Below are 20720 nucleotides of genomic sequence, written 5' to 3'. Positions count from 1 at the left end.
GTCCCTTTACGATCGGGGCCTCATCGGGAGACGCGTGTGCAGGGCATTCTCATCAGCCTCGCCTCGGCCATAGTCCTCGCCATCAGCGCGGCCTTCGCCGCGCCGTTCGTGGTGGACTGGAACCAGTGGCGCGGCACGTTCGAGACCGAGATGGGCCGCACGCTGGGCCTGCCCGTGGTCATCCGCGGCTCCATCGACGCCGAGATCCTGCCCGCCCCCCGCATCGTGCTGCGCGACGTGACCCTCGGCGACGTGGTGTCCACCGGTGGCACGGTGAAGGAACTCACCGCCGAGCTTTCCCTTGGCGCCCTGATGCGTGGCGACATCCAGGCCACCGGCGTCACCCTGCGCAAGCCGCAGATCCGCGTGGTGCTGGACAGCGCCGGCCGCGTCGCCATGCCCACCGGCTCCGGACGGGCGGCGGAACTCTCCATCGCCCGGCTGGAGGTGGAGGACGGCAGCCTCGATCTGCTCGACCGCGCCTCGGACCACCGCGTCAGCATCGATGACGTCGACCTCAAGGGTGAGGCGCGCTCCCTCTCCGGCCCGTTCCGGCTGGATGGCGAGGTGCAGGCCGGCGCGGCGCGGTTCGCCGTGCGCTCCACCCTCGGCAAGATCGGCGATGACGGCGCCGGCAAGCTGCGTATCGTGCTGGACGGGCGCACCCGCCCGTTTGCCCTCGATCTCGACGGCAGCCTCAACGTGGCCGGCGCCAAGCCGCGTTTCGACGGCCGCGCCACCCTTTCCCGCCATGGCGACGGGGCGGAAGCCTGGCAGCTCTCCGGCACGCTGAAGGCGAGCCCGGAAGCGGTGCTGGCGGAAAGCCTCGACCTCGCGCTGGGCGGCTCGGCCACCCCGGCGCAGCTCACCGGCTCGGCCCGCCTCGCCCTCGGCCGCGCCATCGGCCTTGATGCGGTGCTGAATGCCCGCAGCCTCGACATCGATGCCGTGCGCGCCGCCACCGGCACCAAGGATGCGGACGCCGGCAGCGGCAGCCCGGCCGCCTCGCTTGCCCGCTTCCTCGGCGGCGTCGCGGCCCTTCCGGCGCCGGACATCGCCTCGCGCATCGGCCTTTCCGTGGAGCAGCTGGTGCTCGGTGGCACCATGGTGCGCGACGTGCGGGCCGACATCTCCGGCTCCACCGCCGGCTGGCGGGTGGACAGCGCCGAGGCGCAGCTGCCCGGCAAGGCGTCGCTCCGCCTCTCCGGCATGCCGACCCGCGCCAATGGCGGCGGCGGCTTCGACGGCAACGTCTCCTTCTCCGCCGATGACCCGGCCGTTTTCCTGCGCTGGGCCGCCCCCACCGCGCCGCGCGATTATGTGGCGGCGGCCAAGGGGCCGGTGCGCATCTCCGGCCGCGTCACCGCCGGCCCGTCGCGCATCGCGGTGGACATGCTGGACGCCACCTTCGCCGCCAGCCGGGTGCGCGGCTCGGCCTCGGCCGCGCTGCCGGACAACGCACCGCCCAAGCTCGACTTGCGCCTGTCGCTAGACGGCTTCGACCTCGACCCGCTGATCGCCGCCGTGCAGACCGCCTCCGCCGCCGTGGGTGGGGGAGCGGACGGGCAGGTGGCCATCGACGGGCGCAACCTCACCCTGTCCGGCCTGCCGCTGCGCGGCCTGAACCTCGAAGGCTCCGCCACCGGTGGCAACTGGCGCCTCGGCCGCCTGGTGATGGACGATTTCGCCGGTCTGCGCGTCGAGGGCGCCGGGCGCATGGAGAATTTCTCCACCACCCCACGCGGCGAATTCAACATCACCGCCTCCGGCGCCAGGGCCGACGGGCTCGTGCCCGTGGCGCGGCTTCTGGCCGGCGAAGAGACGGCGCAGGTCATCGGCAACCTCCTGCCCATCGCCTCCCCGGTGAAGCTCAACAGCACCGTGGTCTGGGCCGAGGCCGGCGGGCGCAATGTCACCATCGCCGGCACCCTCGGGCAGATCTCCGGCGATGTCGCGTTCGCCCGCACCACCGCCGGCGTGCCGCTGCGCATCGCCCTGAAGGCAGACGCGACGGATGGAGGGCGCGCGCTCGCCGCCCTCGGCGTGGACGGGCTCGGACAAAGGCTCGGCCCGGCCCGGGTGGAACTCTCCGTCGATCCGCTGACGCAGGACGAGGCGCAGGTGCGCGGCCGCATCACGGTCGCCGACCTCACGGCGCAGGCGCAGGGCACGGCCCGCCTGTCCGGCGGCAGCATCGAGCCCAATCTCACCATGCGCCTCGATGGCGCCGACCTCGGCCGGCTGCTGCCGCAGGCCTCCGCCGCCGTGGAAGGGCCGGTGCCCACCGCCCTCGCCTTCACCCTTTCCCGCCGGGCCGGCGCGTGGCGTCTGGGCGAGCTGACCGGCTCGCTGGCGGCGGCGCCCGTCTCCGGCAGCGTGGAGTTCGAGCCCGGCGCGGTGCCGCGCCTCTCCGGCAAGCTGGCCTTCGATACCCTCTCGGTCCCGCGCATCCTCGGCATGTTCGCCGCCCGTGCCGGGGCGGAGAGCGGGCCGGCCGGCCTGTGGAACACCGCCCGGCTCGCCCCGGCGGCGGCGGGCGGTATCGGCCTCAATCTGGAGCTTTCCGCCGGCCGCATCGCCGCGCTCGGCCCCTATGCGCTGGACAAGGGCCGCGTCGTGCTCGTCAGCGACGGCACGGATTTCGACCTGCGCGACCTCTCCGGCAGCCTCGGCGGCGGGCGGGTCGCCGCCTCGCTCCGGCTGAAGCGGCAGAACGATCTCCTCCAGGCCGACGGCCGCCTCGTGCTGGAGCAGGTGGACGCAAGCGCCCTCATCGCCCCGACCGGCGCCCGCACCCCGCCCAAGGGACGCGTGAACCTGCTGCTCGATCTCGGCGGCTCGGGCCGCAGTGTGCAGACCATCGTGCAGAGCCTCTCCGGGCAGGGCACCCTCGGCGTGCGCGACCTCGTGATCGAGAATGCCAGCCCTGCCGCCCTCGACGCGGTTCTGGCCGAGGCCGCCCCCCTTTCGCCGCCGCCTGATGAGCGCCGCACCGCGCAGATGCTGGATCGCGCGCTGGCCAAGGGGCCGCTCAAGCTCGCCTTCGTGGAAACGACGCTGGGCGTGGTGAACGGCGTCGCCCGCCTTTCCCCCGCCCGCACCACGGCGGACACTGTGCGCGTCGGCCTTTCCGGCAGCCTCGACCTGTCGCGGCTTCTGCTTGATGCGGGCATGGACCTTGAAGGTGCCGAGAGTGCCGGCGGCGTGCCCGGCGGCGCCATCTCCTGGCGCGGGCCGGTGACTTCGCCCGAGCGGCGGGTGAGCGCGGCGGCCGCGACCAGCGTCATCGCCATGCGGGCCATCGAGCGCGAGACCCGCCGTCTGGAGGACCGCCAGCGCGGCGGCACGCCGGCCCCCGAGCCGGCCACCGCGCCGGCAGCTCCGGCGCCCGTCGCGCCTGTGTCCGTGACCCCGGCGCCGGTTATTCCTGCTCCGGTCGTTCCCGCCCCTGCCCCGGCAGTGGTCGCCCCGGTGACGCCTGCGGCGAAACCTGCCGTCATCCCTCCGGCGGCAGCGACGCCTGCTCAACCGGCAGCCCCTGCTCCGGCGCCCGCGCCAGCCCCTGTGGCCATAGCTCCGCCCGCGCCCCAGCCAGCTCCGGTGCCGGTGCCGCGCGCGGTGGATCGCAATCAGGAGATCGAGCGGCGGGATGTGCCCACGTCAGGCTTCGGCGTGCCCACCGCCTCCGGCACCGCCGGCACCGCGACGCCGGGCGAGGTCCAGTCCCGCCAGACCCATCAGGCCGCGCCGGCCCGCGCCGAACCCGAGCGCCAGCTGGAAAGCCACGCCACGCCCGAGCCCACGGGCGAGCCTCGCCATCAGCCGGTGGTGCGCCAGACGCAGCCCCCCGCACCGCGCCGCACCGACCGCGTCGAGCCGCCGCCCCCGCCGCGCTTCAGCGTGCCGGCGCCCACGGACGGCCAGTTGCCGCCCACCTCCGGCTTCGGCGACCTGCCGCGCCCGCCCGGTCTGGTGGGCGCGCGCTGAGCGGACCGATCAGGCCCGTTCGAGCGTTACATAGGTAAAGGCGGCTTCGTCCTTCTCGCCACGGATCGGCCCCTCGCGGCCGGTCTCCCGCCATTGGCTGCGATCAAAGGCCGGGAAAAGGACATCGCCTTCGGGGGCGGCATCCACCTCGGTGAGGTGCAGCCAGCGGGACATGGGGAGCGTCTCGCGAAACACGCGTTCGCCGCCAATGACCATGATGGCGTCCGCACCCATGGCGTCCGCCGCATCATCCGCCAGCGCGAGACCTTCAGCCATCGAGGCCCCCTTCAGCACACCCTCGGGCGGAGAGAAGGCCGGATCGGTGCTCACCACCACGGACGTGCGCCCCGGCAGCGGCTTGCCGATGGACTCGAAGGTGCGCCGCCCCATCAGGATCGGCTTGCCCCAGGTGATGGCGCGGAAGCGCTTCAGGTCCGAGGGCAGGCGCCACGGCAGGCCACCGCCGACGCCGATGACGCCGTTGCGCGACACCGCGACCACCAGCGCGAGAGGATGACGGGTCGCGCTCATGCGGCGTTCTCCAATTGGGCGAGGGCGGTCTCGGCGGCTGCGATGCCGGAGATGTGCGCGCCGTGGCAGGTGGAGAAGGCGGGGCCGCCTAGCGCCTCCCCTGCGAAGACGATGCGCGAATCGAACGGTTCATGAAGCCTGGCGCGCAGATGCGCCTTGCCCGGCAGCGCGCAGGAATAGGCGCCGCCGATGAAGGGCATTCCGGCCCAGTCGGTTGTCAGGCGACGCACCACATGGCGCCGCACATCCTCCCCGAAGGCGGACACCAACACACCGACGGCGAAGTCGGCCAGCGCATCCGGCCCCTCGCCCGCCATCGCCTGCGCTTCCGGTCCGGCCACATGGACGAGAGCCGCCGGCGCGCCACCCGGCCGCAGCATGACCGAGGCGCCGGCTCGCCCGGGATGGGCCGGGTCCACCGCATCGAGGCCGGTGCGCTCCGGCACGCCGAACACGTCCCGGTCGAACAGCAGCGCCACCTTCTCGGCGAAGCCGAGCGGCACAGCGGCGAACGCCTCCGCGAGGTCCGGCGGCAAGGCGGGATCGAAGGCGAGGCGGCCGGCGGCGATCACTGCCGTGGACACCGTGACCACCACCGCGCGGCAGGCGATGGCGCCCCGCTCCGTCTCGATGGAGAGGTGCCGGCCCCTGCGATCGATGCGCGGCACCGGACAGCCGAGCGTCACCTTCAGACCGCCCGCCACCGCCAGCACCAGCGCGCCATAGCCGTCGAGCACCGGCCAGTTGTCGTCCGTGTCGCGATAGAGCGCGAAATCCACGGCGGAAATGTCCGCCGGCCCGGCGGCCGACATCAGCTCCAGCCAGTGCCGGGCGAGGACGTCATAGCGCCCGGCACCCCGCTGCGCGATCACCGCGGCGGCGGAGACGTCGCGGCCGGCCCGGCCGGCGGCGTGAATGGCGTCGAAGACGGCGTCCACCTCCGCATCGGCGGCATCCTTTTCCGCGTCAGTGGAGAAGCGGTCGCCGAGAAGGAGGCGCCGGCGCGGCACGGCGCTGCGGCCGACACGGAAGCCGTGGGCATCGGCGAGGGTGGTGAAGGGATTGGCCCGCGCGTCGTGCAGCCAGTGGCAGCCGAGGTCGAAGGGCACGCCGAGGGTGGTGGTGTCGGTCGCCGCCCGGCCGCCGGCGACGGGGGCGGCCTCGATGATCTCGAAGGGGACACCCGCCGCTTTCAGCCGCACTCCGGCCGCAAGGCCGGCGGCGCCGGCCCCGATCACGACCACATCGGTCTCGGCGGTCACCGGCGGGGTCCGGCCGGCTACTTCTTGTTGCGGAAGACGTCGAGCTGCACCACCTGCGCACCGCCGGCGGGCTTTTCCGCCCCCTCGGCGGTGGACGCCGCACTGGCCAGCGCCGGTTCGGAGGCGGCGCCGGGCGCGGGCTTGAGCGGGGTCGGCGCATTGGAGACCGCGCCATTGGCCGAGACGGGCGTCTCCAGCGGGGCGTCGTCCGTCTCTTCCCCGTCCGCATCGGCGGTGAGGGTCTCGAACTGGAGGCCGAACTTCACGGCCGGGTCGAAGAAGCCCTTGAGGGCGGTGAAGGGCACCAGCAGGCGCTCGGGAATGCCGCCGAAGGAGAGGCCGACCTCGAACGAGGTCTCGGTGACGATCAGGTCCCAGAACTGGTGCTGGAGCACGATGGTCATCTCCTCCGGATATTTCTCCAGCATGCGCTGGGAAAGCCGGACGCCGGGGGCGCGGGTGTCGAAGGAGATGAAGAAATGGTGGTCGCCCGGCAGGCCGGTCTTGGCCACGTCCGTGAGCACACGGCGCACCACGGAGCGCAGGGCTTCCTGTGCGAGAAGATCGTAGCGGATGTGATCGACCGTCATGAGCCCGCTTAAGTCCCTCCGGCCTGATGACGAGCCAGGCTCCGGAGACCTTCCGGGCGGCACCGTGAACAGGTGGCGCCGCGGCCGAAAGGACGAACGAAGGAGCGCGCTTCCCCCCTTCGGCCGGTCGGGAGGGAAGTGGAGGCTTCTGTTGCCAGGTGCCTCCGAACCCCGCCTATCCAGTGCTACCCGGTAGGACTTTGATTTCGATCGTCAAACCGCTCACGCGGCCAGAGCAACCGGAGCATAGTTGTCGTTGGCAACTATAAGTTTAGCCCGATAACGGCGGTACAATGCCGAGCGAAAGAATGCTCTTTACACCCTCGTCGATCCTATTTCGCCCCCGCCGGAGCCCGACTTTCCCAAGGGAAAAACGGGCTTTGGTGGAGGCGCCGGGTACCGCCCCCGGGTCCGAAAGGCTTATTCCAACACCGATTTATCGCCATAGCCGACTTGCGCCGGCCCGGTGAATATAGGCGCCGCCGTCCGCCGATGAAAGGGGCGCGGGGCGAAATGTGCCACCCTGTCCCCGGTTCCGCGCGGCCACCCCCCTTCAAGCCTCACGCTTTGGCGCAGTGGCAGCCTTCCAGATGGTCGTCCACGAGGCCGCACGCCTGCATGGCGGCATAGACGATGGTGGGACCGACGAACTTGAAGCCCGCCGCCTTGAGCCGCTTGGACAGGGCCTTCGATTCGGCCGTCTCGGCGGGCACGTCGGCGATGCGGCGGGGGCGGTTCACCTTGGTCTCGCCGTCCACCGCATCCCACATGAAATCTGTGAACGCGATCCCCTTGTCGCGCAGATCGAGATAGCCGCGGGCGGAGAGCACCGCGCCCTCCACCTTCGCCCGGTTGCGCACGATGCCGGCATCCTGCATCAACGCCTCCACCTTGGCGGCGTCGTAGCGGGCGATGATCTCCGGCTCGAAGCCGTCAAAGGCGCGGCGGAAATTCTCCCGCTTGCGCAGGATGGTGATCCAGGAGAGGCCGGCCTGGAAGCCGTCCAGCAGCAGCTTCTCGAACAGGGCGCGGCTGTCGCGCTCGGGCACGCCCCATTCATCGTCGTGATAGGCCATGTAGAAGGGATCGGTGCCGCACCAGAAGCAGCGGGCATGGCCGTCCGCATGCGCGATCAAGGGCTGGCGCACGGGTTTCGGCGCGGCATCGTCCATTCTCTTGGGCTCCTCAGGTGGCTTTGAATTTGGCGTCCAGCGCGCTGACCTTCTTTTCCCAGTCCAGCGGGAAGGTCGCCCATTCGGGCTTGCGCAATTCCACCTCCACCGCCCCGGCCGTCAGCGGCACGCCCTCGGCGCGGGCATCGGTGGCGCGGTCGAGGCGGACGGTGGCGATGCCCCGCCCCTCGGTGACGGAGGTGAGCTGGCCGACGCTCTTGTCGCCCGCCACGATCTCCTGCCCGACCGCGAGCGGGGTGGGAAAGATGACCTCCACCAGCCGGTTGCGCGGGGTGGAGCGGTGCTCCATGCGGCTCACCACCTCCTGCCCGACATAGCAGCCCTTCTTGAAGTCCACGCCGCCGAGCTGGTCCATGTCGGCCTCGTGGGGGAAGGTGTCGCCATAGGTGAAATCGGCGCCGCCCTTGGGGATGCCGAGGGCGATGCGGTGCGCCTCATAGGTGGCAAGATCGCTCGAAAGCCCGTCCGCGACGGCCTTCTCCAGCACCAGCCGCTGGCCGAGGCCGGGGAAGCGCGGATCGGTGAAGAGCCGGCCTTCCGGCAGGGCGCCGTGATCGCCGAAGACAGCCACAACCGCGAGGTCGGCCGCCACCTCGAACGTCACTTTGGCCCGAAGGCGATGGAAAATCAGCCGCTTGAGGAGATCCTCCGCCCGCTCCGCGGGGACGTCGAACAGGAAGCTCTCCTCGGCGAGGCCGTAGAACAGGAAATCGGAGATGATCTTGCCCTGCGGGGTGAGCAGGCCGCCATAGCGGGCGTCTCCCGGCGCCATGGTCTTCACGTTGCAGGTGATGACGGAATGCAGGAGCTTCACCGCATCGGGGCCATCGGCACGAATGAGGGTACGATCGTTCAAATGAATGAGCGGCATGGGGGCCGTCCTTGTCAGCAAAATAAAAAACAGATTTAAGGCCGCCAGCCTGTCCCCATCAAGAGCGAGCCCGTCCCATGCCCGTGACTTTCGATCTGCTGCTCAAGGGCGGCGCGGTCGCGACCCCCGCCGGCATTGCCGTTGCCGACATCGGTGTCACGGGCGGGCGCATCCGCGCCATCGGTGATCTCTCCGCCGCGAGCGCGGGCGAGGTGGTGGACGCCACCGGCCTTCATATCCTGCCCGGCGTCATCGACACGCAGGTGCATTTCCGCGAGCCGGGGCTGGAGCAGAAGGAAGACCTGGAGACCGGCTCCCGCGCCGCCGTCATGGGCGGCGTGACCGGCGTGTTCGAGATGCCGAACACCATTCCCCAGACCACCAATCCCTCCGCGCTGGAAGACAAGATCGCCCGCGGCACGAACCGCATGCATTGCGACTTCGCCTTCTATGTGGGCGGCACCCATGACAATGTGAAGGACCTGCCGGAGCTGGAGCGCCTGCCCGGCGCCGCCGGCATCAAGGTGTTCATCGGCTCGTCCACCGGCTCGCTGCTGGTGCCGGACGACGACGGGGTGCGCAACATCCTGAAGGTCATCCGCCGCCGCGCCGCCTTCCATTGCGAGGACGAGCCACGCCTGCAGGAGCGCAAGGGCCTGCGCGTGCCGGGCGATGCCTCCTCCCACCCGGTGTGGCGCGACGAGATCGCGGCGCTCACCGCCACCCGGCGGCTGGTGAACCTCGCCCGCGAGACCGGCGCGCGGGTGCATGTGCTGCACGTGACCTCGGCCGAGGAGATGGATTTCCTCGCCGACGCGCGCGACGTGGCCTCGGTGGAGGTGACGCCCCATCACCTCACCATGGCCGCGCCCGAATGCTACGATCGGCTCGGGACGCTGGCCCAGATGAACCCGCCGGTGCGCGGGGCGCGCCATCGCGACGGGCTGTGGGCGGCCATCGCCAACGGGGTGGTGGACGTGCTCGGCTCCGACCACGCGCCGCACACGCTGGAAGAAAAGAGCAAGCCCTATCCCGAAAGCCCCTCGGGCATGACCGGCGTGCAGACGCTGGTGCCGCTGATGCTGGATCACGTGGCCGCCGGGCGCCTGACGCTGGAGCGCTTCATCGACCTCACCAGCGCCGGCCCGGCGCGCCTGTTCGGCATCGCCGGCAAGGGGCGGATCGTGGTGGGCTACGACGCCGACTTCACCGTGGTGGACCTGAAGCGCCGCGCCACCATCACCAACAGCTGGATCGCCTCGCGCGCCCAGTGGACGCCCTATGACGGCAAGGACGTCACCGGCTGGCCCGTGGGCACCTTCGTGCGCGGCCGCAAGGTGATGTGGGAGGGCGAACTGACGGGGCCGTCCGCCGGCCAGCCTATCCGCTTCCTGGAGACGCTTCAGCCGCAGGGCTGAGGCGGGCGCCCCGTTCCCCGGACAAGCGACGGCGCAGCCGGAGTGCTGATCCGGGGTCCAGCGCAAGGGTTCCGCGCAGCGGGGCAATGTCTGAGAACAGTGGGATCAGGAAGCGCCTTCGGCGGGCCCTTGCGCTGGGCCCCGGCTCGCATTCCGCTTTCGCTGCATGCGTCCGGGGCGCGAGAGCGCTGCCCTCACCCCTGCCGGGGCTGCTCGCGCACGCGGGTGAGCACGGCCTCGGGGCTGGCATAGGCTTCCTGAAGATCGACGCTCCAGTAGCGCAGTTCGTCGAGCGGGATGGTCTGCCCGGTCACGGCGCAGCGCACAAAGCTGCCGGGCCGCAGGATGCGGAATTCACCATCGAGGTAGCGCACTTCCGCCTCGCCATGGGGCTCGGGGAAGCGTTCGAATCTGTTCATCACCTGGGGAGCGTCCCGAAAACTGGTTTGCCGGGAGGATAGCCCTTTGCGCCGCAACGCGAAAGGGGCGCACGATCAGGGGTCGAAAAGCGTCGGCCCTTCTACCTTCTTTGGCTTGCGGCCGGCGGGGCGCGGCGCCGCCCGAGGGGGCGTATCCAGTGCCGGAGCCCCCTCCCCGGCGTGCACGGCGACCCGGCCATCGGCGAATTCCAGGTTCAGGGCCGCACCGTCCGCGATGTCCGCCGCCCGCCGCACCGCATGGCCGCCGGCATCCCGCACCAGCGCGAAGCCGCGGCCCAGCACCTCTTTATAAGAGAGCACCTTGAGAAGCTGAGAGAGCGAGGCGAGGCGCGCCGTGCGGCGCTCCTTCTGCACCTCCAGCGCCCGGCGCATGCGCCCGTCCAGCACCTCGAGCCGTTCGCCCGCCCGCGCCAGCCGCGTGCGCAGCGCCTCCGGCGAGAGGCGCGCCTGCACCGCCGCCAGTTGCAGCCGGTGGGCGGAAGCGTTGGCCCGCAAGGCGCGCGGCAGCCGCTCGGCGGCGAGGTCGAGACGCTGGCGCGGCTGGGCCAGCAGGGTTTCCGCCGCCGGGAGGAGCCGGGCGAGGCCGCGCAGATCGGCTCGGCGCCGGTCGAGAAGGCGCAAGGGCGCGGCAATCAGGCGGGCACCGAGATCTTCCACCGTGGCGATCAGATCGGTGCGCACCGGCACCACCATCTCGGCCGCAGCCGTGGGGGTGGGCGCGCGCACGTCGGCGGCGAAATCGATGAGGGTCACGTCGGTCTCGTGGCCCACGGCCGAGACCAGCGGGATCATGCTCTCCGCCGCCGCCCGCACCACCGCCTCGTCGGAAAAGCCGAGCAGGTCCTCCAGCGCACCTCCGCCCCGCGCCACCACGATCACGTCCGGCCGGGGAATGGGGCCGCCCTCGGGCAGATCGTTGAAGCCGCGGATGGCGGCGGCCACCTCGGCGGCCGAGGTCTCGCCCTGCACCCGCACCGGCCACACCAACACCCGGCGGGGGAATCGGTCGTTGAGCCGGTGGAGGATGTCCCGGATCACCGCCCCGGTGGGCGAGGTGACGACGCCGATCACCCTGGGCAGGAACGGCAGCTCCTGCTTGCGGGCGGGATCGAACAGGCCTTCGGCGGCGAGGCGGCGCTTGCGCTCGTCCAACATGGCCATGATGGCGCCAGCGCCGGCGAACTCCAGCGACTCAATAACAATCTGGTAGCCGGATTTTCCCGGATAGGTGGTGAGCTTGCCGGTCGCCACCACCTCCAGCCCCTCCTCGGGCTTGAGGCGCAGGCGCTGGAAGGTGCCCTTCCAGATCACCGCATCGAGCCGCGCGCCGGCATCCTTCAGCGAAAAATAGGCGTGACCGGAGGAATGGGGGCCGCGATAGCCGGAAATTTCGCCTCGCACCCGAACGTGGCCGTAGGCGTCCTCCACCGTCCGGCGCAGGGCGGCGGACAGCTCGGAAACGCTCCATTCGGGCGCATTGGCCCTGACTTCGGCATCATCGGTCATGCGAATCGGAACCCGGACGGGTGGTGTACCAGCATAACGGGAAGGTGCCCCATGCGGCGAGCGCAGAGCCCTGCCCCTTGTTTGCGCGGCCTTGAGCCGATAGGCGAAGAGAACAGAAAACCAAGATCCGTCGGAAACGAAGATTGCCGGAAACTCGGGGGAGGCCGCATGAACATCCTGCTGCTCGGTTCGGGAGGGCGTGAGCACGCCCTCGCCTGGAAGCTGGCGCAGAGCCCAACCATCGGTCAGTTCTACGCCTTGCCCGGCAATCCGGGCATCGCCGAGTTCGCGGACGTGGTGGAAGGCATCCCGCTGTCCGCCCACGACACCATCGTGAAATGGTGTCAGGAGCACACCATCGACCTGGTGGTGGTCGGCCCCGAGGCGCCGCTTGTGGCCGGCCTTGTGGATCGGCTCGCCGCCGCCGGCATCCTCGCGTTCGGTCCCACCGCGGCGGCCGCCCGGCTGGAGGGCTCCAAGCTCTTCACCAAGGAATTGTGCAAGGCGAACGACATTCCCACAGCCGCCTTCGGCCGCTTCACCTCCACCGCCGAGGCCGCCGCCTACATCCGCGCGCAGGGCGCGCCCATCGTCGTGAAGGCGGACGGGCTGATGGCCGGCAAGGGCGTGGTCGTCGCCCTCACCGTCGAGGAGGCGGTGGACGCGGTGGAGCAGGTGTTCGCCGGCGGCGGCACCGAGGTGCTCATCGAGGAATTCATGGAGGGCGAGGAGGCGAGCCTGTTCGCCCTCGTGGACGGCGAGACCGTCGTCGCCTTCGGCAGCGCCCAGGACCACAAGCGCGCCTATGACGGCGACCTCGGCCCCAACACCGGCGGCATGGGCGCCTATTCCCCCGCCCCGGTGCTGACGGAAGAGCTGGAGCGCCGGGCGATCGAGGAGATCCTCATCCCCACTGCCCGCGCCATGGTCAAGGCCGGAACGCCCTATCGCGGCGTGCTCTATGCCGGGCTCATGCTCACCACCTCCGGTCCCAAGCTGGTGGAATACAATTGCCGCTTCGGCGATCCCGAGTGCCAGGTGCTGATGCCGCGCTTCGCGGGGGATCTCGTGGAAGTGCTCCACGCCACCGCCGCCGGCCGCCTCGCCGAGGTGACGCCCATGTGGTCCCCCGTCGCGGCCATGACGGTGGTCTATGCCTCGCGCGGCTATCCCGGCCCGCACCAGATCGGCTCGCCCATCGGGGGCCTCGGTGAGGCCTCGGCGCTGGAGGGCGTCACCGTGTTCCAGGCCGGCACGCGGATGAAGGGCGGCACGCTCGTCTCCAACGGCGGGCGGGTGCTGAACGTCACCGCCACCGGAGCGACGCTGGCCGAGGCCCGCGAACGCGCTTATGCCGCCGTCGCCCGCATCGACTGGCCGGACGGCTTCTTCCGCTCCGACATTGGCTGGCGGGCGCTGGGGAAGGCCGGCTGATGGCCGATAAGGCCCCCCTCCCCGTTCTCGACGATTTCCCGGTGAAGGCGCGCGACACCATCCGGTATGGCGACACCGACATGCTCGGGCACGTCAACAATGCGGTGTTCTCCACCTTCCTGGAGACGGGGCGGACCCACCTGCTGCTGACGCCGCGCCGTCTGGCCCCCCAGGGCATGGGCTTCGCGCTGGTCCGTCTCGTGCTCGACTACCGGGCGGAGATGCACTGGCCAGGCGAGGCGGATATCGGCACCGGCGTCATCTCCCTCGGCCGCAGTTCCGTGGGCCTCAGGCAGGCCATCTTCCAGGATGGCCAGTGCATGGCCACGGCCGAGACGGTGATCGTCCTCTTCGATCTCACCGAACGCCGCGCCGCGCCCCTGTCCGACGAGATGCGGGCCGCCCTCGAAGCGCTCCGGATCGCCTGACCGGCGCCCCATCCCCCAAGTTCCAGGAATCGCGGCAGCCGCGCCGGGATTCTGCGCGCCTCAAATTCACATTAAAATTATGTTTTTGACGTGGATTCACATTAGATATTAAATTCGGGGAAATAGTCGAATGTGAAATCCACGAGGCTCATCATGACAGCGGTTCGCGGACAGGTCCTGCGGGACAGCCTGCTCTTCCTCACCGCCTACGGCATCATCGCCGCGGCGGTCATCTTCGGCTGAAAGGCCTGAGGCTAAACGGCTTTCGGCCGGGCCAGACCGAATCGCGTGGCGAGGCGGTCGAAGGCCTCGGCAGTGGCGGGGTCGATGGGAATGCCGTCGCGGCGGCGCTCGTCCGCCACCTTCCATTCGCGATCGCCCGGCGCCATCACCATATCCCCCGGCGCGGGACGTGAATTGCGCAGCGTGTGGCGATAGCGCTGCATGGCGGCGTCGAACTCCTCCTCCGGCAGGAAGGCGCCCGGCTTCATCGCCATCACGAAGGCGCCCACATTGCGCGGGGTGCCGAAGTCCGGCCCGCCCATGGGCGCGATGTCGAACGAGAGCCGCGCGCCCGCCAGCACGGCGCTGAACACCTCCACCACCCCAGCCAGCGCCGCCCCCTTGAAGCCGAAGGCGGCGCCGAGCGGGGCCAGCATTTCCACATTGTGCGGATCGGTGGTGTCGAAGCCGTCGCCATCGGAGGCGACCTCGGGCGGCAGGGTTTGGCCGAGGCTGCGGTAGAGCAGCACCCGATTGTAGGGCACGGCGCTGGTGGCCATGTCGAGGAACCACGGCGCCTCCCCCTTCACCGGCACGCCCATGGCGATAGGGTTGGTGCCGTGGAAGCGCTCCGCCCCGCCGTGCAAGCGGACAAAGCTGTCCGAATTGCAGAAGGCGAGCCCGATATAGCCCTTCTCTGCCGCCGCCAGCGCATAGGCCCCCGCCGCGCCGAAGTGGGACGAATTGCGGATGGCCACCGCGCCGATGCCGTAGAGGGCGGCATTCTCCATTGCCCGGTCCATCGCCGCGTAGGCAGCGCGGGCGCCATGGCCATGGTTGGCATCGAGCGTGGCCACCGCCGCCGCGCCGGCCCGGAAGTCGAGCGTGGGATGGCCGTTCACCCGGCCGCCCGCGATCACAGTCACATAATGGTCCAGCAGCCGCACGCCGTGGCTGTCCACCCCGAAGCGCGAGCCGTGCAGCATGGCGCGGGCCGCCGCCTCGGCGCTGGCCGCATCCGCCCCCGCCGCCGCGAGGGCCGCACTGCAGAAGGCAAACAGCGCGTCCTCCCGGTGCCGTTCGAGGGCGGAGGAGCGGGCAGAAGCGGGCGCGGCAGTCGGCGCGGACATGGGGCAATCCTTGAGGCGGCGCTGGGGTGGCTCAGCGAGTGTTCTTTGTATGCATTAGACGGTGATGGTGTAAACTCCCTTTCACCCGGCCGACGGTGCGGCATCCGGTCAGCCGGCAAACGGGCAGGCAACCCTTTGGACAACTTGGCATTTGCACCAGCCTGGGGCACCTTGCCGCCGGGCCGCGACCGGTGCGGCTGGAACGATGGACGCGGAGCGTGAGCGGACGGGACGTGACGAGTGAGGCCCCCACGGCGTCTGCGGGCAAGGCGTTGCCCTCGGGCGAGCGGCGACCACGCCCAGTGGCCGGCATCGCCCCGCGTCTGCATGAACGCGCGTTCGACATCCTCGCCTCGCAGATCGCCTCCGGCGCCCTCGCCCCCGGCGAGCGCCTGCTCGAATCCCGCGTCGCCGAGCGATTCGGCATCTCCCGCGCACCGGCGCGGCAGGCGCTGGCGCGGCTGGAGCGGGTGGGGCTGGTCCGCCGCAGCGAGGGCCACGGCTTCGAGGTCATGCCCCTCGCCGGGCCGGCGCCCGCCGTCCCCTCCGTCGATGTGAGCGGCGTGGCGCCAATCCAGCTCGCCCCCGAATCGACTTGGCAGCGCATCTATGCGGACGTGGAGCAGGAGGTGGTCTCGCGCACCGCGCTCGGGGCCTTCCGCGTGGTGGAGAACCATCTCGCCGCCTATTACGGCGTGAGCCGCACGGTGGCCCGCGAAGTGCTCTCGCGCCTCAACCAGCGCGGCGTGGTGCGCAAGGACGCCCGCCTGCACTGGTATGCCCCGGCGCTGACGCCCGCCTATGTGGCCGAGCTGTTCGAGATGCGCGCCATTCTGGAGCCGGCGGCGCTGCGGCTTGCCTTTCCGCGCCTCGCCCCCGGACAGGTGGCGACGCTGCTGGCGAACCTGCGCGATGCCGCCGCCCACCCCGACGCGGTGGACGGCGCCCGCCTCGGCGCGCTGGAGACCGAGCTGCACGTCGGCCTGCTCGGCCGCTGCGGCAATGCCACGCTGATGGAGGCGTTGGCCACCTGCCAGACGCTGCTGGTCGCCCTCACCTTCCTTTATGTGCGCGCGCCCCAACCCCACGGCCGCGAGCCCTTCATCGCCGAACATCTCGATGTCGCCGAGCGCCTCGCGGCGGCGGACGTGGAGGGGGCGGCAAACGCCCTGCGCGACCACCTGCGCGGGTCATTCGGCCGTGCGGTGGAGCGGCTCGACCGGGTGCGGCGGGAGTTCACCCCGGGCCCCCTGCCCTACCTCTCGCCGCTCTGAGCCTCTCAAATCGCCGTGACAGGTCTTCCGATCGCGCCAAAACGGAACATTTCTTGATCTGAACGGGTGGCGAAGCGCGCGAACCCGGTTAAGATTGCATTGTTCGCCGGCGCATCGGTCGCACCCTCCCTTCGGAAATGTGCGGAAAATACGAGCGCCTGCGTGGTGGTGGAGGATCTGATGTTGTCCCTCGTTGCCGGTTCCGCCCTCGTCCTCGCTGGTCTTGCCGCGGTTGCGCTCGCGCAGCTCGCCGCCAAGCAGAGGCAGATGGTACCGGTGCGCGTGCGCGCCCGCCGCACCCATCGCTGAGGCGCGACGCCCCGAACCTCCCGCCGTGACCCCGGTCGCCGGGCCTGATTCCGCAGGCTCCACAATCGAGATTCGCGTCGAGCGGGTCCCGCAGCTCTTCAACATGCTGGACCCGTTCCCTTTCCGGGAACGCGACCTCGATGCGGAGGCGGAAGCCTTCATCGTGGAGTGGGCGCGCGAGCTGCCGCGCGGCGCTCCGCTCTCCATTATCGTCCATCTGCCGCCAGACGAGGCGCTGACCAGCGAAGCGGCGGGTCTGCCCGACGCCATCCGCGGCTATTTTGCCCTGAGGGCGCGCGCGCTTTCGGCGGAGCTGTCGGAGTTGTTCCGGGTCGGCCGCGTCTCGCTCGCCATCGGCATTCTCGTGCTGGCGCTATGCTTGGGCATTGCCGGGCTCATCGCCGAGCCACGGCTCGAAAATCTCGCCAGCCTCGCTGCCGAGGGCCTGCTGATTCTCGGCTGGGTGGCGCTTTGGAGGCCGATGGAAATCTTCCTCTACGACTGGTGGCCCATCGCCGGGCAGCGCCGGCTCTGCCAGCGCCTCGCCGAGGCCAGCATCAGCGTGCGCGCGGTGCCCTGATAAGGGTTGGCGAAACCTAGCGGACGGCGGGAGCTAGGCCGGCCCGGAAGCCGGCCGGCAGCATCAGGCCGCAGCCATCGCATTGCGGGCATGGCCGCGGATACGCTCCACCATGGACCTCAGGCCGTTGGAGCGCTGCGGCGTCAGATGGCCCTCAAGCCCGATCTGGCGGAACACGCCGAGGATGTCGGTCTCCATGATCTCCTTGGGCGTGCGCCCGGAGACCAGTTGGAGCAGCACCGCCACGAGGCCGCGCACGATGTGGGCGTCGGAATCCCCCTCGAACTCCAGCAGCGGGCCGGCGGGGGTCTCTTTTACGTGGGAGATGAGCCAAACCTGGCTCGCGCAACCCTGCACCTTGTTGGTGTCGTTGCGCTCGGCCTCGGGAAAGGGCGGCAGCTTCTTGCCGAGCTCGATCACGTGCCGGTAGCGGTCTTCCCAATTGTCGAGAAATTCAAAATCCGCAATCAGATCGTCAGCGTTCATGAGGCCAATTCCTCGTCACCAGATGACGGCCGGGAAAAAGGGCAGGGCCGCCTGTCCTTGCGCTGCAGCATAGCACAGCCGGCAAGCAATGCCTGCCTAATCCACATCCCGAACATGGTACCGGATCGGCGCGACGCAACCCGCCGCGCCTTCATCCTCAGGCCGGGCGGCGAGGCGGCAGCGGCGGTAGAGGGGTGGGGGTCATGGTCTGCGCCGGCTGCCCGGCGACGGGCTGGAAGCCCTGCGGCACCACCATCTTGGCCGCGTCACCACCGCCCCACAAAGGCATCAGGTCCTGCGGCGTGAGGTCGAGCGCGCTCCCCTTTTCCGCCGAACTCCTGCCCGGCTGGGCGGGGGCCGCACCTTGCACGGGGGCCGGCGGCGCGCCTTCGTGATGGCCGATGGACTCATAGACCCAGCGCGCGCCGACCTGAGCCTTCTCCACCAAGTGCCCGGCCATCTGCCCGCCCACCGCGCAGGCCTGGGGCTGGCGATCGCAGAAGCCGCGCAGGTCCGCCACCAGCGCCTGGGCGGCGCCGAAGGCATCGAACACGCTCACGTCCCGCCCGTCCGAGCCCTTGAGGCCGAAGGGAAGGAGGAGCAGCACGAGGCCGACCCAGAAGGCGAGGCGGAACAGGAAGAACATCGCTCCCTCTTGAAACGGCGGCGAAGCTGAATTCGCGCCCTTCGACACTACCACCGACACGCCTGCCCGTGGGCCGATGCGCGCCGGCCGTGCCCCGACTTTTCAAGACATCGTTAACGCTGACGGCGCGCGATCGGCGCCAGCTTAGCGTTCGCTTAAAGCCCACCGTGGCAAGGTTTTGCGAAACGTCATGCCAGGGCGGCGACACGCGCTGGCGAACAACGGCACTTGACAGGGGGCGACGTGGCTCACGTCTTCGGCGATGCAGCGGCCGGTGCGCGACCTCTCCCGACCCGCGACGGCGGGGACCGGGAAGCGTTGCCGCGCCTTGCCGGCCTCGGCCGCCTGACCGGCGCGGTGCTGAGCGGCCTCGGCCTGCTCGGCCTCGGCTCCGGCGGGCTGGTGCTGCTCGCGGAAGTTTCGGGCCTCGCCACTGGCGGCCTCCTCAACGCAACCACCCTTCTCGCCAGCGGCTTCGTCTGCGCGGCCCTCGCGGCGGTGGCCGGCGGCCTCGCCCGCGCCGCGACCAAGGCGAGCGCCGCGCCGCCCTCCGACATGCTGCTCGTCACCTGCCACGGCCCGCGCGGCGAGGTGGTGCGGGTGGAGCGCCAGGGCGGCCCCTTCGCCACGTCCCCCGCGTCGGCGCTGGAGGGCATGGCCCTGTTCGAGCGCGTTCTGGTGGCCGACCGCCCCGCCTTTCTGTCCGCTGTGGAAGCGGCCTCGCGCGGCCGTGCCGCCACGCTGGAGCTGCGCCTGCGCTGCGACGCGGCCGGCGACGGCGCGCCGGCCTTCCTCACCGCCGAGGTCCGTTGCCGGGCCATGCGGGGCGGCATGGTGCGCGTCTCCTGGCGGGCGCCGTGGCAGCAGGCCCAGACCGAGCAGATGAAGGCCGAGCGCCAGAAGGCCGACGCCGCCGCCCGCGCCCGCGTCGAGGCGGAGGCGGCCAACGCCGCCAAGAGCCGCTTCCTCGCCGCCATGAGCCACGAGCTGCGCACGCCGCTCAACGCGATCCTCGGCTTCTCCGAGCTGCTGGCCACGCCGACCGGCGCACCCCTCGACGATGCGCGCAAGGCCGACTACGCCCGCATCATCCATGAAAGCGGCCAGCACCTGCTCGGCCTCGTCAACGACATCCTCGATCTGTCGCGGGTGGAGGCCGGCGCTTATGTGCTGGAACGCGAGGCGGTGGACGTGGGCGCCCTCGTCGCCGGCTGCGCCGAGATGGTGGCGCTCGATGCCGAGCGCACCGGCGTGAGCGTGAAGACCAAGGTGCCGACGCGCCTGCCGCTGCTTGATGCGGACAAGCGCGCGCTGCGCCAGATCGTGCTCAACCTGCTCTCCAATGCCGTCAAGTTCACCCCCGCCGGCGGGCGGGTGCAGGTGGGCGTCAGGATGCAGGGCGACGAACTCATCATCCGCGTCCGAGACACCGGCCCCGGCATGCGGCCGGAGGATGTGGCGCGCCTCGGCGAGCCCTTCTTCCAGGCCGGCGACTGCATCCAGAAGGCGCGGGGCTCGGGCCTCGGCATCGCAGTGGTGAAGGGCCTCGTGAAGCTGCACGACGGCGACGTGCGGGTGGAAAGCGCGCTCGGCCGGGGGACGAGCGTGTCGGTGAGCCTGCCGGTCGCGGCCGCGATCGAGGCCCCAGGGTACGGACAGGGACAGGGGGTCGTGGCGCCGTTTCCGGCGCGGACCGAAGACACACGGGCAAAGAGGACGGCATGAAGCTGGAAACGGCCACCGCAAACGCAGCGCCCCCGGAACTCGCCGAGGCCGCCGAGGCGGAGGAGACCGCACGGCAGGCGCGCCGGCTGCGCCGCATGGACGTGATGGCGGCGCTGGTGGCGCTGGCCGGCAGCGGCGCCTTCCTCGCCAACGTGCTTGTCCTTCAGACCTCGCCGCCCAGCGCGCCGCTGCCCATGGCCCGACCGGCCGGGGCCGGAAAGGTCAACCACACCACCGTCCCGCTCACCTCAACGGGCACCGGTACCGCGACGACGTCGGCACCCGCGGGCGGCGCCACCACGGGCTCGCTCGGCTATCTCTCCATCCGCACCTCGGTGACAGGCACCGCGGCTCCCCTCGTGCCGGCGACCGGCGCGCGCACCGCGGACGCCCGCGGCGAGCCGCCGCCCAGCCGCCCGCCCGCGGGCCTCGTCTCGTCGGGGGACATTACCGGCGCCGTGCGTCCGCCGGTGGACGTGGGCGCCTCGCCGCGCATCCTCTCGGTGCAGAAGGCGCTCTCCAAGCTCGGCTACGGTCCCATCAAGGTGGACGGCCGGCCCGGCGGCGAGACGCGCGCCGCCATCGTGCGCTTCCAGCGCGACCGCAACCTGACCGCCGACGGCGAGATCACCGACAAGCTGGTGCGCGAGTTGGGCTCCGTCTCCGGCATGGCGCTGAACTGATGGCT

19 protein-coding genes and 1 other RNA gene are annotated in these 20720 nt (G+C 70.9%); 9 read left to right on the top strand and 11 right to left on the bottom strand.

The features are described from left to right. Positions 1–36: 36 nt before the first annotated feature. Complete coding sequence (locus V5F74_RS09560) at positions 37–3987, top strand: AsmA family protein (protein WP_394007660.1); 3951 nt, start codon at positions 37–39, stop codon at positions 3985–3987. Between the two features lie 9 nt (positions 3988–3996). Here the strand turns inward: V5F74_RS09560 and V5F74_RS09555 are convergent, their stop codons facing one another. The 6 genes from V5F74_RS09555 to ygfZ form a co-directional block, all read right to left on the bottom strand. Further along, positions 3997–4518 (bottom strand): dihydrofolate reductase, encoded by a 522-nt coding sequence (locus V5F74_RS09555; protein ID WP_394007658.1) that lies wholly within the window; start codon positions 4516–4518, stop codon positions 3997–3999. After that, positions 4515–5780: a flavin monoamine oxidase family protein gene (locus V5F74_RS09550; protein ID WP_394007656.1), complete on the bottom strand. Its 1266-nt coding sequence runs from the start codon at positions 5778–5780 to the stop codon at positions 4515–4517. The genes V5F74_RS09555 and V5F74_RS09550 overlap by 4 nt, the downstream gene beginning before the upstream one ends. Before the next feature lie 17 nt (positions 5781–5797). Further along, positions 5798–6370 carry an SspB family protein gene (locus tag V5F74_RS09545; RefSeq protein ID WP_394007654.1) on the bottom strand — a complete coding sequence of 191 codons (573 nt, stop codon included), beginning with the start codon at positions 6368–6370 and terminating at the stop codon, positions 5798–5800. Between the two features lie 137 nt (positions 6371–6507). Continuing rightward, positions 6508–6872: a transfer-messenger RNA gene (gene ssrA, locus V5F74_RS09540) on the bottom strand. A 58-nt stretch (positions 6873–6930) separates the two neighbouring features. Next, positions 6931–7542, bottom strand: a complete 612-nt coding sequence (locus V5F74_RS09535; RefSeq protein ID WP_394007653.1) for a DNA-3-methyladenine glycosylase I — start codon at positions 7540–7542, stop codon at positions 6931–6933. Between the two features lie 13 nt (positions 7543–7555). Beyond that, positions 7556–8434 (bottom strand): CAF17-like 4Fe-4S cluster assembly/insertion protein YgfZ, encoded by an 879-nt coding sequence (gene ygfZ / locus V5F74_RS09530; RefSeq protein ID WP_394007651.1) that lies wholly within the window; start codon positions 8432–8434, stop codon positions 7556–7558. 77 nt (positions 8435–8511) lie between these two features. Here ygfZ and V5F74_RS09525 point away from each other — a divergent pair, with 77 nt between their 5' ends. Next, positions 8512–9852, top strand: a complete 1341-nt coding sequence (locus tag V5F74_RS09525; RefSeq protein WP_394007649.1) for a dihydroorotase — start codon at positions 8512–8514, stop codon at positions 9850–9852. Positions 9853–10046: 194 nt separating this feature from the next. On the opposite strand, the gene V5F74_RS09520 is transcribed toward V5F74_RS09525, so the two are convergent. Both V5F74_RS09520 and xseA read right to left on the bottom strand, forming a co-directional pair. Further along, positions 10047–10271, bottom strand: a complete 225-nt coding sequence (locus tag V5F74_RS09520; RefSeq protein ID WP_024277804.1) for a DUF2093 domain-containing protein — start codon at positions 10269–10271, stop codon at positions 10047–10049. A 75-nt stretch (positions 10272–10346) separates the two neighbouring features. Continuing rightward, on the bottom strand, positions 10347–11798 hold the full coding sequence (gene xseA, locus V5F74_RS09515) for an exodeoxyribonuclease VII large subunit (protein ID WP_394007647.1): 1452 nt from the start codon (positions 11796–11798) through the stop codon (positions 10347–10349). A 168-nt stretch (positions 11799–11966) separates the two neighbouring features. On the opposite strand from xseA, the gene purD reads away from it, so the two are divergent. Both purD and V5F74_RS09505 read left to right on the top strand, forming a co-directional pair. Next, complete coding sequence (purD, locus tag V5F74_RS09510) at positions 11967–13232, top strand: phosphoribosylamine--glycine ligase (RefSeq protein WP_394007645.1); 1266 nt, start codon at positions 11967–11969, stop codon at positions 13230–13232. After that, positions 13232–13660 carry an acyl-CoA thioesterase gene (locus tag V5F74_RS09505; protein ID WP_394007643.1) on the top strand — a complete coding sequence of 143 codons (429 nt, stop codon included), beginning with the start codon at positions 13232–13234 and terminating at the stop codon, positions 13658–13660. The genes purD and V5F74_RS09505 overlap by 1 nt, the downstream gene beginning before the upstream one ends. A 254-nt stretch (positions 13661–13914) precedes the next feature. Here the strand turns inward: V5F74_RS09505 and V5F74_RS09500 are convergent, their stop codons facing one another. Further along, positions 13915–15012: an Ldh family oxidoreductase gene (locus V5F74_RS09500; RefSeq protein ID WP_394007641.1), complete on the bottom strand. Its 1098-nt coding sequence runs from the start codon at positions 15010–15012 to the stop codon at positions 13915–13917. A gap of 218 nt (positions 15013–15230) precedes the next feature. On the opposite strand from V5F74_RS09500, the gene V5F74_RS09495 reads away from it, so the two are divergent. The 3 genes from V5F74_RS09495 (at position 15231) to V5F74_RS09485 (ending at position 17175) form a co-directional block, all read left to right on the top strand. Further along, positions 15231–16286, top strand: coding sequence for a GntR family transcriptional regulator (locus V5F74_RS09495; protein ID WP_394007639.1), 1056 nt, complete (start codon positions 15231–15233; stop codon positions 16284–16286). Between the two features lie 180 nt (positions 16287–16466). After that, positions 16467–16595, top strand: coding sequence for a hypothetical protein (locus tag V5F74_RS09490; protein WP_280938287.1), 129 nt, complete (start codon positions 16467–16469; stop codon positions 16593–16595). A 25-nt stretch (positions 16596–16620) separates the two neighbouring features. Next, positions 16621–17175 (top strand): hypothetical protein, encoded by a 555-nt coding sequence (locus V5F74_RS09485; RefSeq protein WP_250168169.1) that lies wholly within the window; start codon positions 16621–16623, stop codon positions 17173–17175. Between the two features lie 63 nt (positions 17176–17238). Here the strand turns inward: V5F74_RS09485 and V5F74_RS09480 are convergent, their stop codons facing one another. Both V5F74_RS09480 and V5F74_RS09475 read right to left on the bottom strand, forming a co-directional pair. Then, positions 17239–17661 carry a SufE family protein gene (locus V5F74_RS09480; protein ID WP_024277798.1) on the bottom strand — a complete coding sequence of 141 codons (423 nt, stop codon included), beginning with the start codon at positions 17659–17661 and terminating at the stop codon, positions 17239–17241. A gap of 157 nt (positions 17662–17818) precedes the next feature. After that, complete coding sequence (locus V5F74_RS09475) at positions 17819–18307, bottom strand: DUF5330 domain-containing protein (protein WP_394007637.1); 489 nt, start codon at positions 18305–18307, stop codon at positions 17819–17821. A gap of 243 nt (positions 18308–18550) precedes the next feature. Here V5F74_RS09475 and V5F74_RS09470 point away from each other — a divergent pair, with 243 nt between their 5' ends. Together V5F74_RS09470 and V5F74_RS09465 are read left to right on the top strand one after the other, a co-directional pair. Continuing rightward, entirely contained in the window at positions 18551–20032 is a 1482-nt protein-coding gene (locus V5F74_RS09470; protein ID WP_394007635.1) for a sensor histidine kinase, read from the top strand. Beyond that, a complete protein-coding gene (locus V5F74_RS09465; RefSeq protein ID WP_394007633.1) occupies positions 20029–20715 on the top strand; it encodes a peptidoglycan-binding domain-containing protein in 687 nt (228 codons plus the stop codon). The genes V5F74_RS09470 and V5F74_RS09465 overlap by 4 nt, the downstream gene beginning before the upstream one ends. The last annotated feature ends 5 nt before the right edge of the window (positions 20716–20720 follow it).

Source organism: Xanthobacter aminoxidans (genome assembly GCF_043193615.1).
Taxonomy (GTDB): Bacteria; Pseudomonadota; Alphaproteobacteria; order Rhizobiales; family Xanthobacteraceae; genus Xanthobacter; species Xanthobacter aminoxidans.
Note: the sequence above shows the minus strand (reverse complement) of the source record. Positions and strands in the feature narration are given on the sequence as shown.

Bases quoted from the DNA above. Each gene is read 5' to 3' on its own strand.
- V5F74_RS09525 (WP_394007649.1), top strand. From the start codon at position 8,512: ATGCCCGTGACTTTCGATCTGCTGCTCAAGGGCGGCGCGGTCGCGACC.
- V5F74_RS09480 (WP_024277798.1), bottom strand. From the start codon at position 17,661: ATGAACGCTGACGATCTGATTGCGGATTTTGAATTTCTCGACAATTGG.
- V5F74_RS09520 (WP_024277804.1), bottom strand. From the start codon at position 10,271: ATGAACAGATTCGAACGCTTCCCCGAGCCCCATGGCGAGGCGGAAGTG.
- V5F74_RS09545 (WP_394007654.1), bottom strand. From the start codon at position 6,370: ATGACGGTCGATCACATCCGCTACGATCTTCTCGCACAGGAAGCCCTG.
- V5F74_RS09475 (WP_394007637.1), bottom strand. From the start codon at position 18,307: ATGTTCTTCCTGTTCCGCCTCGCCTTCTGGGTCGGCCTCGTGCTGCTC.
- xseA (WP_394007647.1), bottom strand. From the start codon at position 11,798: ATGACCGATGATGCCGAAGTCAGGGCCAATGCGCCCGAATGGAGCGTT.
- V5F74_RS09490 (WP_280938287.1), top strand. From the start codon at position 16,467: ATGTTGTCCCTCGTTGCCGGTTCCGCCCTCGTCCTCGCTGGTCTTGCC.
- V5F74_RS09500 (WP_394007641.1), bottom strand. From the start codon at position 15,012: ATGTCCGCGCCGACTGCCGCGCCCGCTTCTGCCCGCTCCTCCGCCCTC.
- V5F74_RS09535 (WP_394007653.1), bottom strand. From the start codon at position 7,542: ATGGACGATGCCGCGCCGAAACCCGTGCGCCAGCCCTTGATCGCGCAT.
- purD (WP_394007645.1), top strand. From the start codon at position 11,967: ATGAACATCCTGCTGCTCGGTTCGGGAGGGCGTGAGCACGCCCTCGCC.
- V5F74_RS09555 (WP_394007658.1), bottom strand. From the start codon at position 4,518: ATGAGCGCGACCCGTCATCCTCTCGCGCTGGTGGTCGCGGTGTCGCGC.
- ygfZ (WP_394007651.1), bottom strand. From the start codon at position 8,434: ATGCCGCTCATTCATTTGAACGATCGTACCCTCATTCGTGCCGATGGC.
- V5F74_RS09465 (WP_394007633.1), top strand. From the start codon at position 20,029: ATGAAGCTGGAAACGGCCACCGCAAACGCAGCGCCCCCGGAACTCGCC.
- V5F74_RS09505 (WP_394007643.1), top strand. From the start codon at position 13,232: ATGGCCGATAAGGCCCCCCTCCCCGTTCTCGACGATTTCCCGGTGAAG.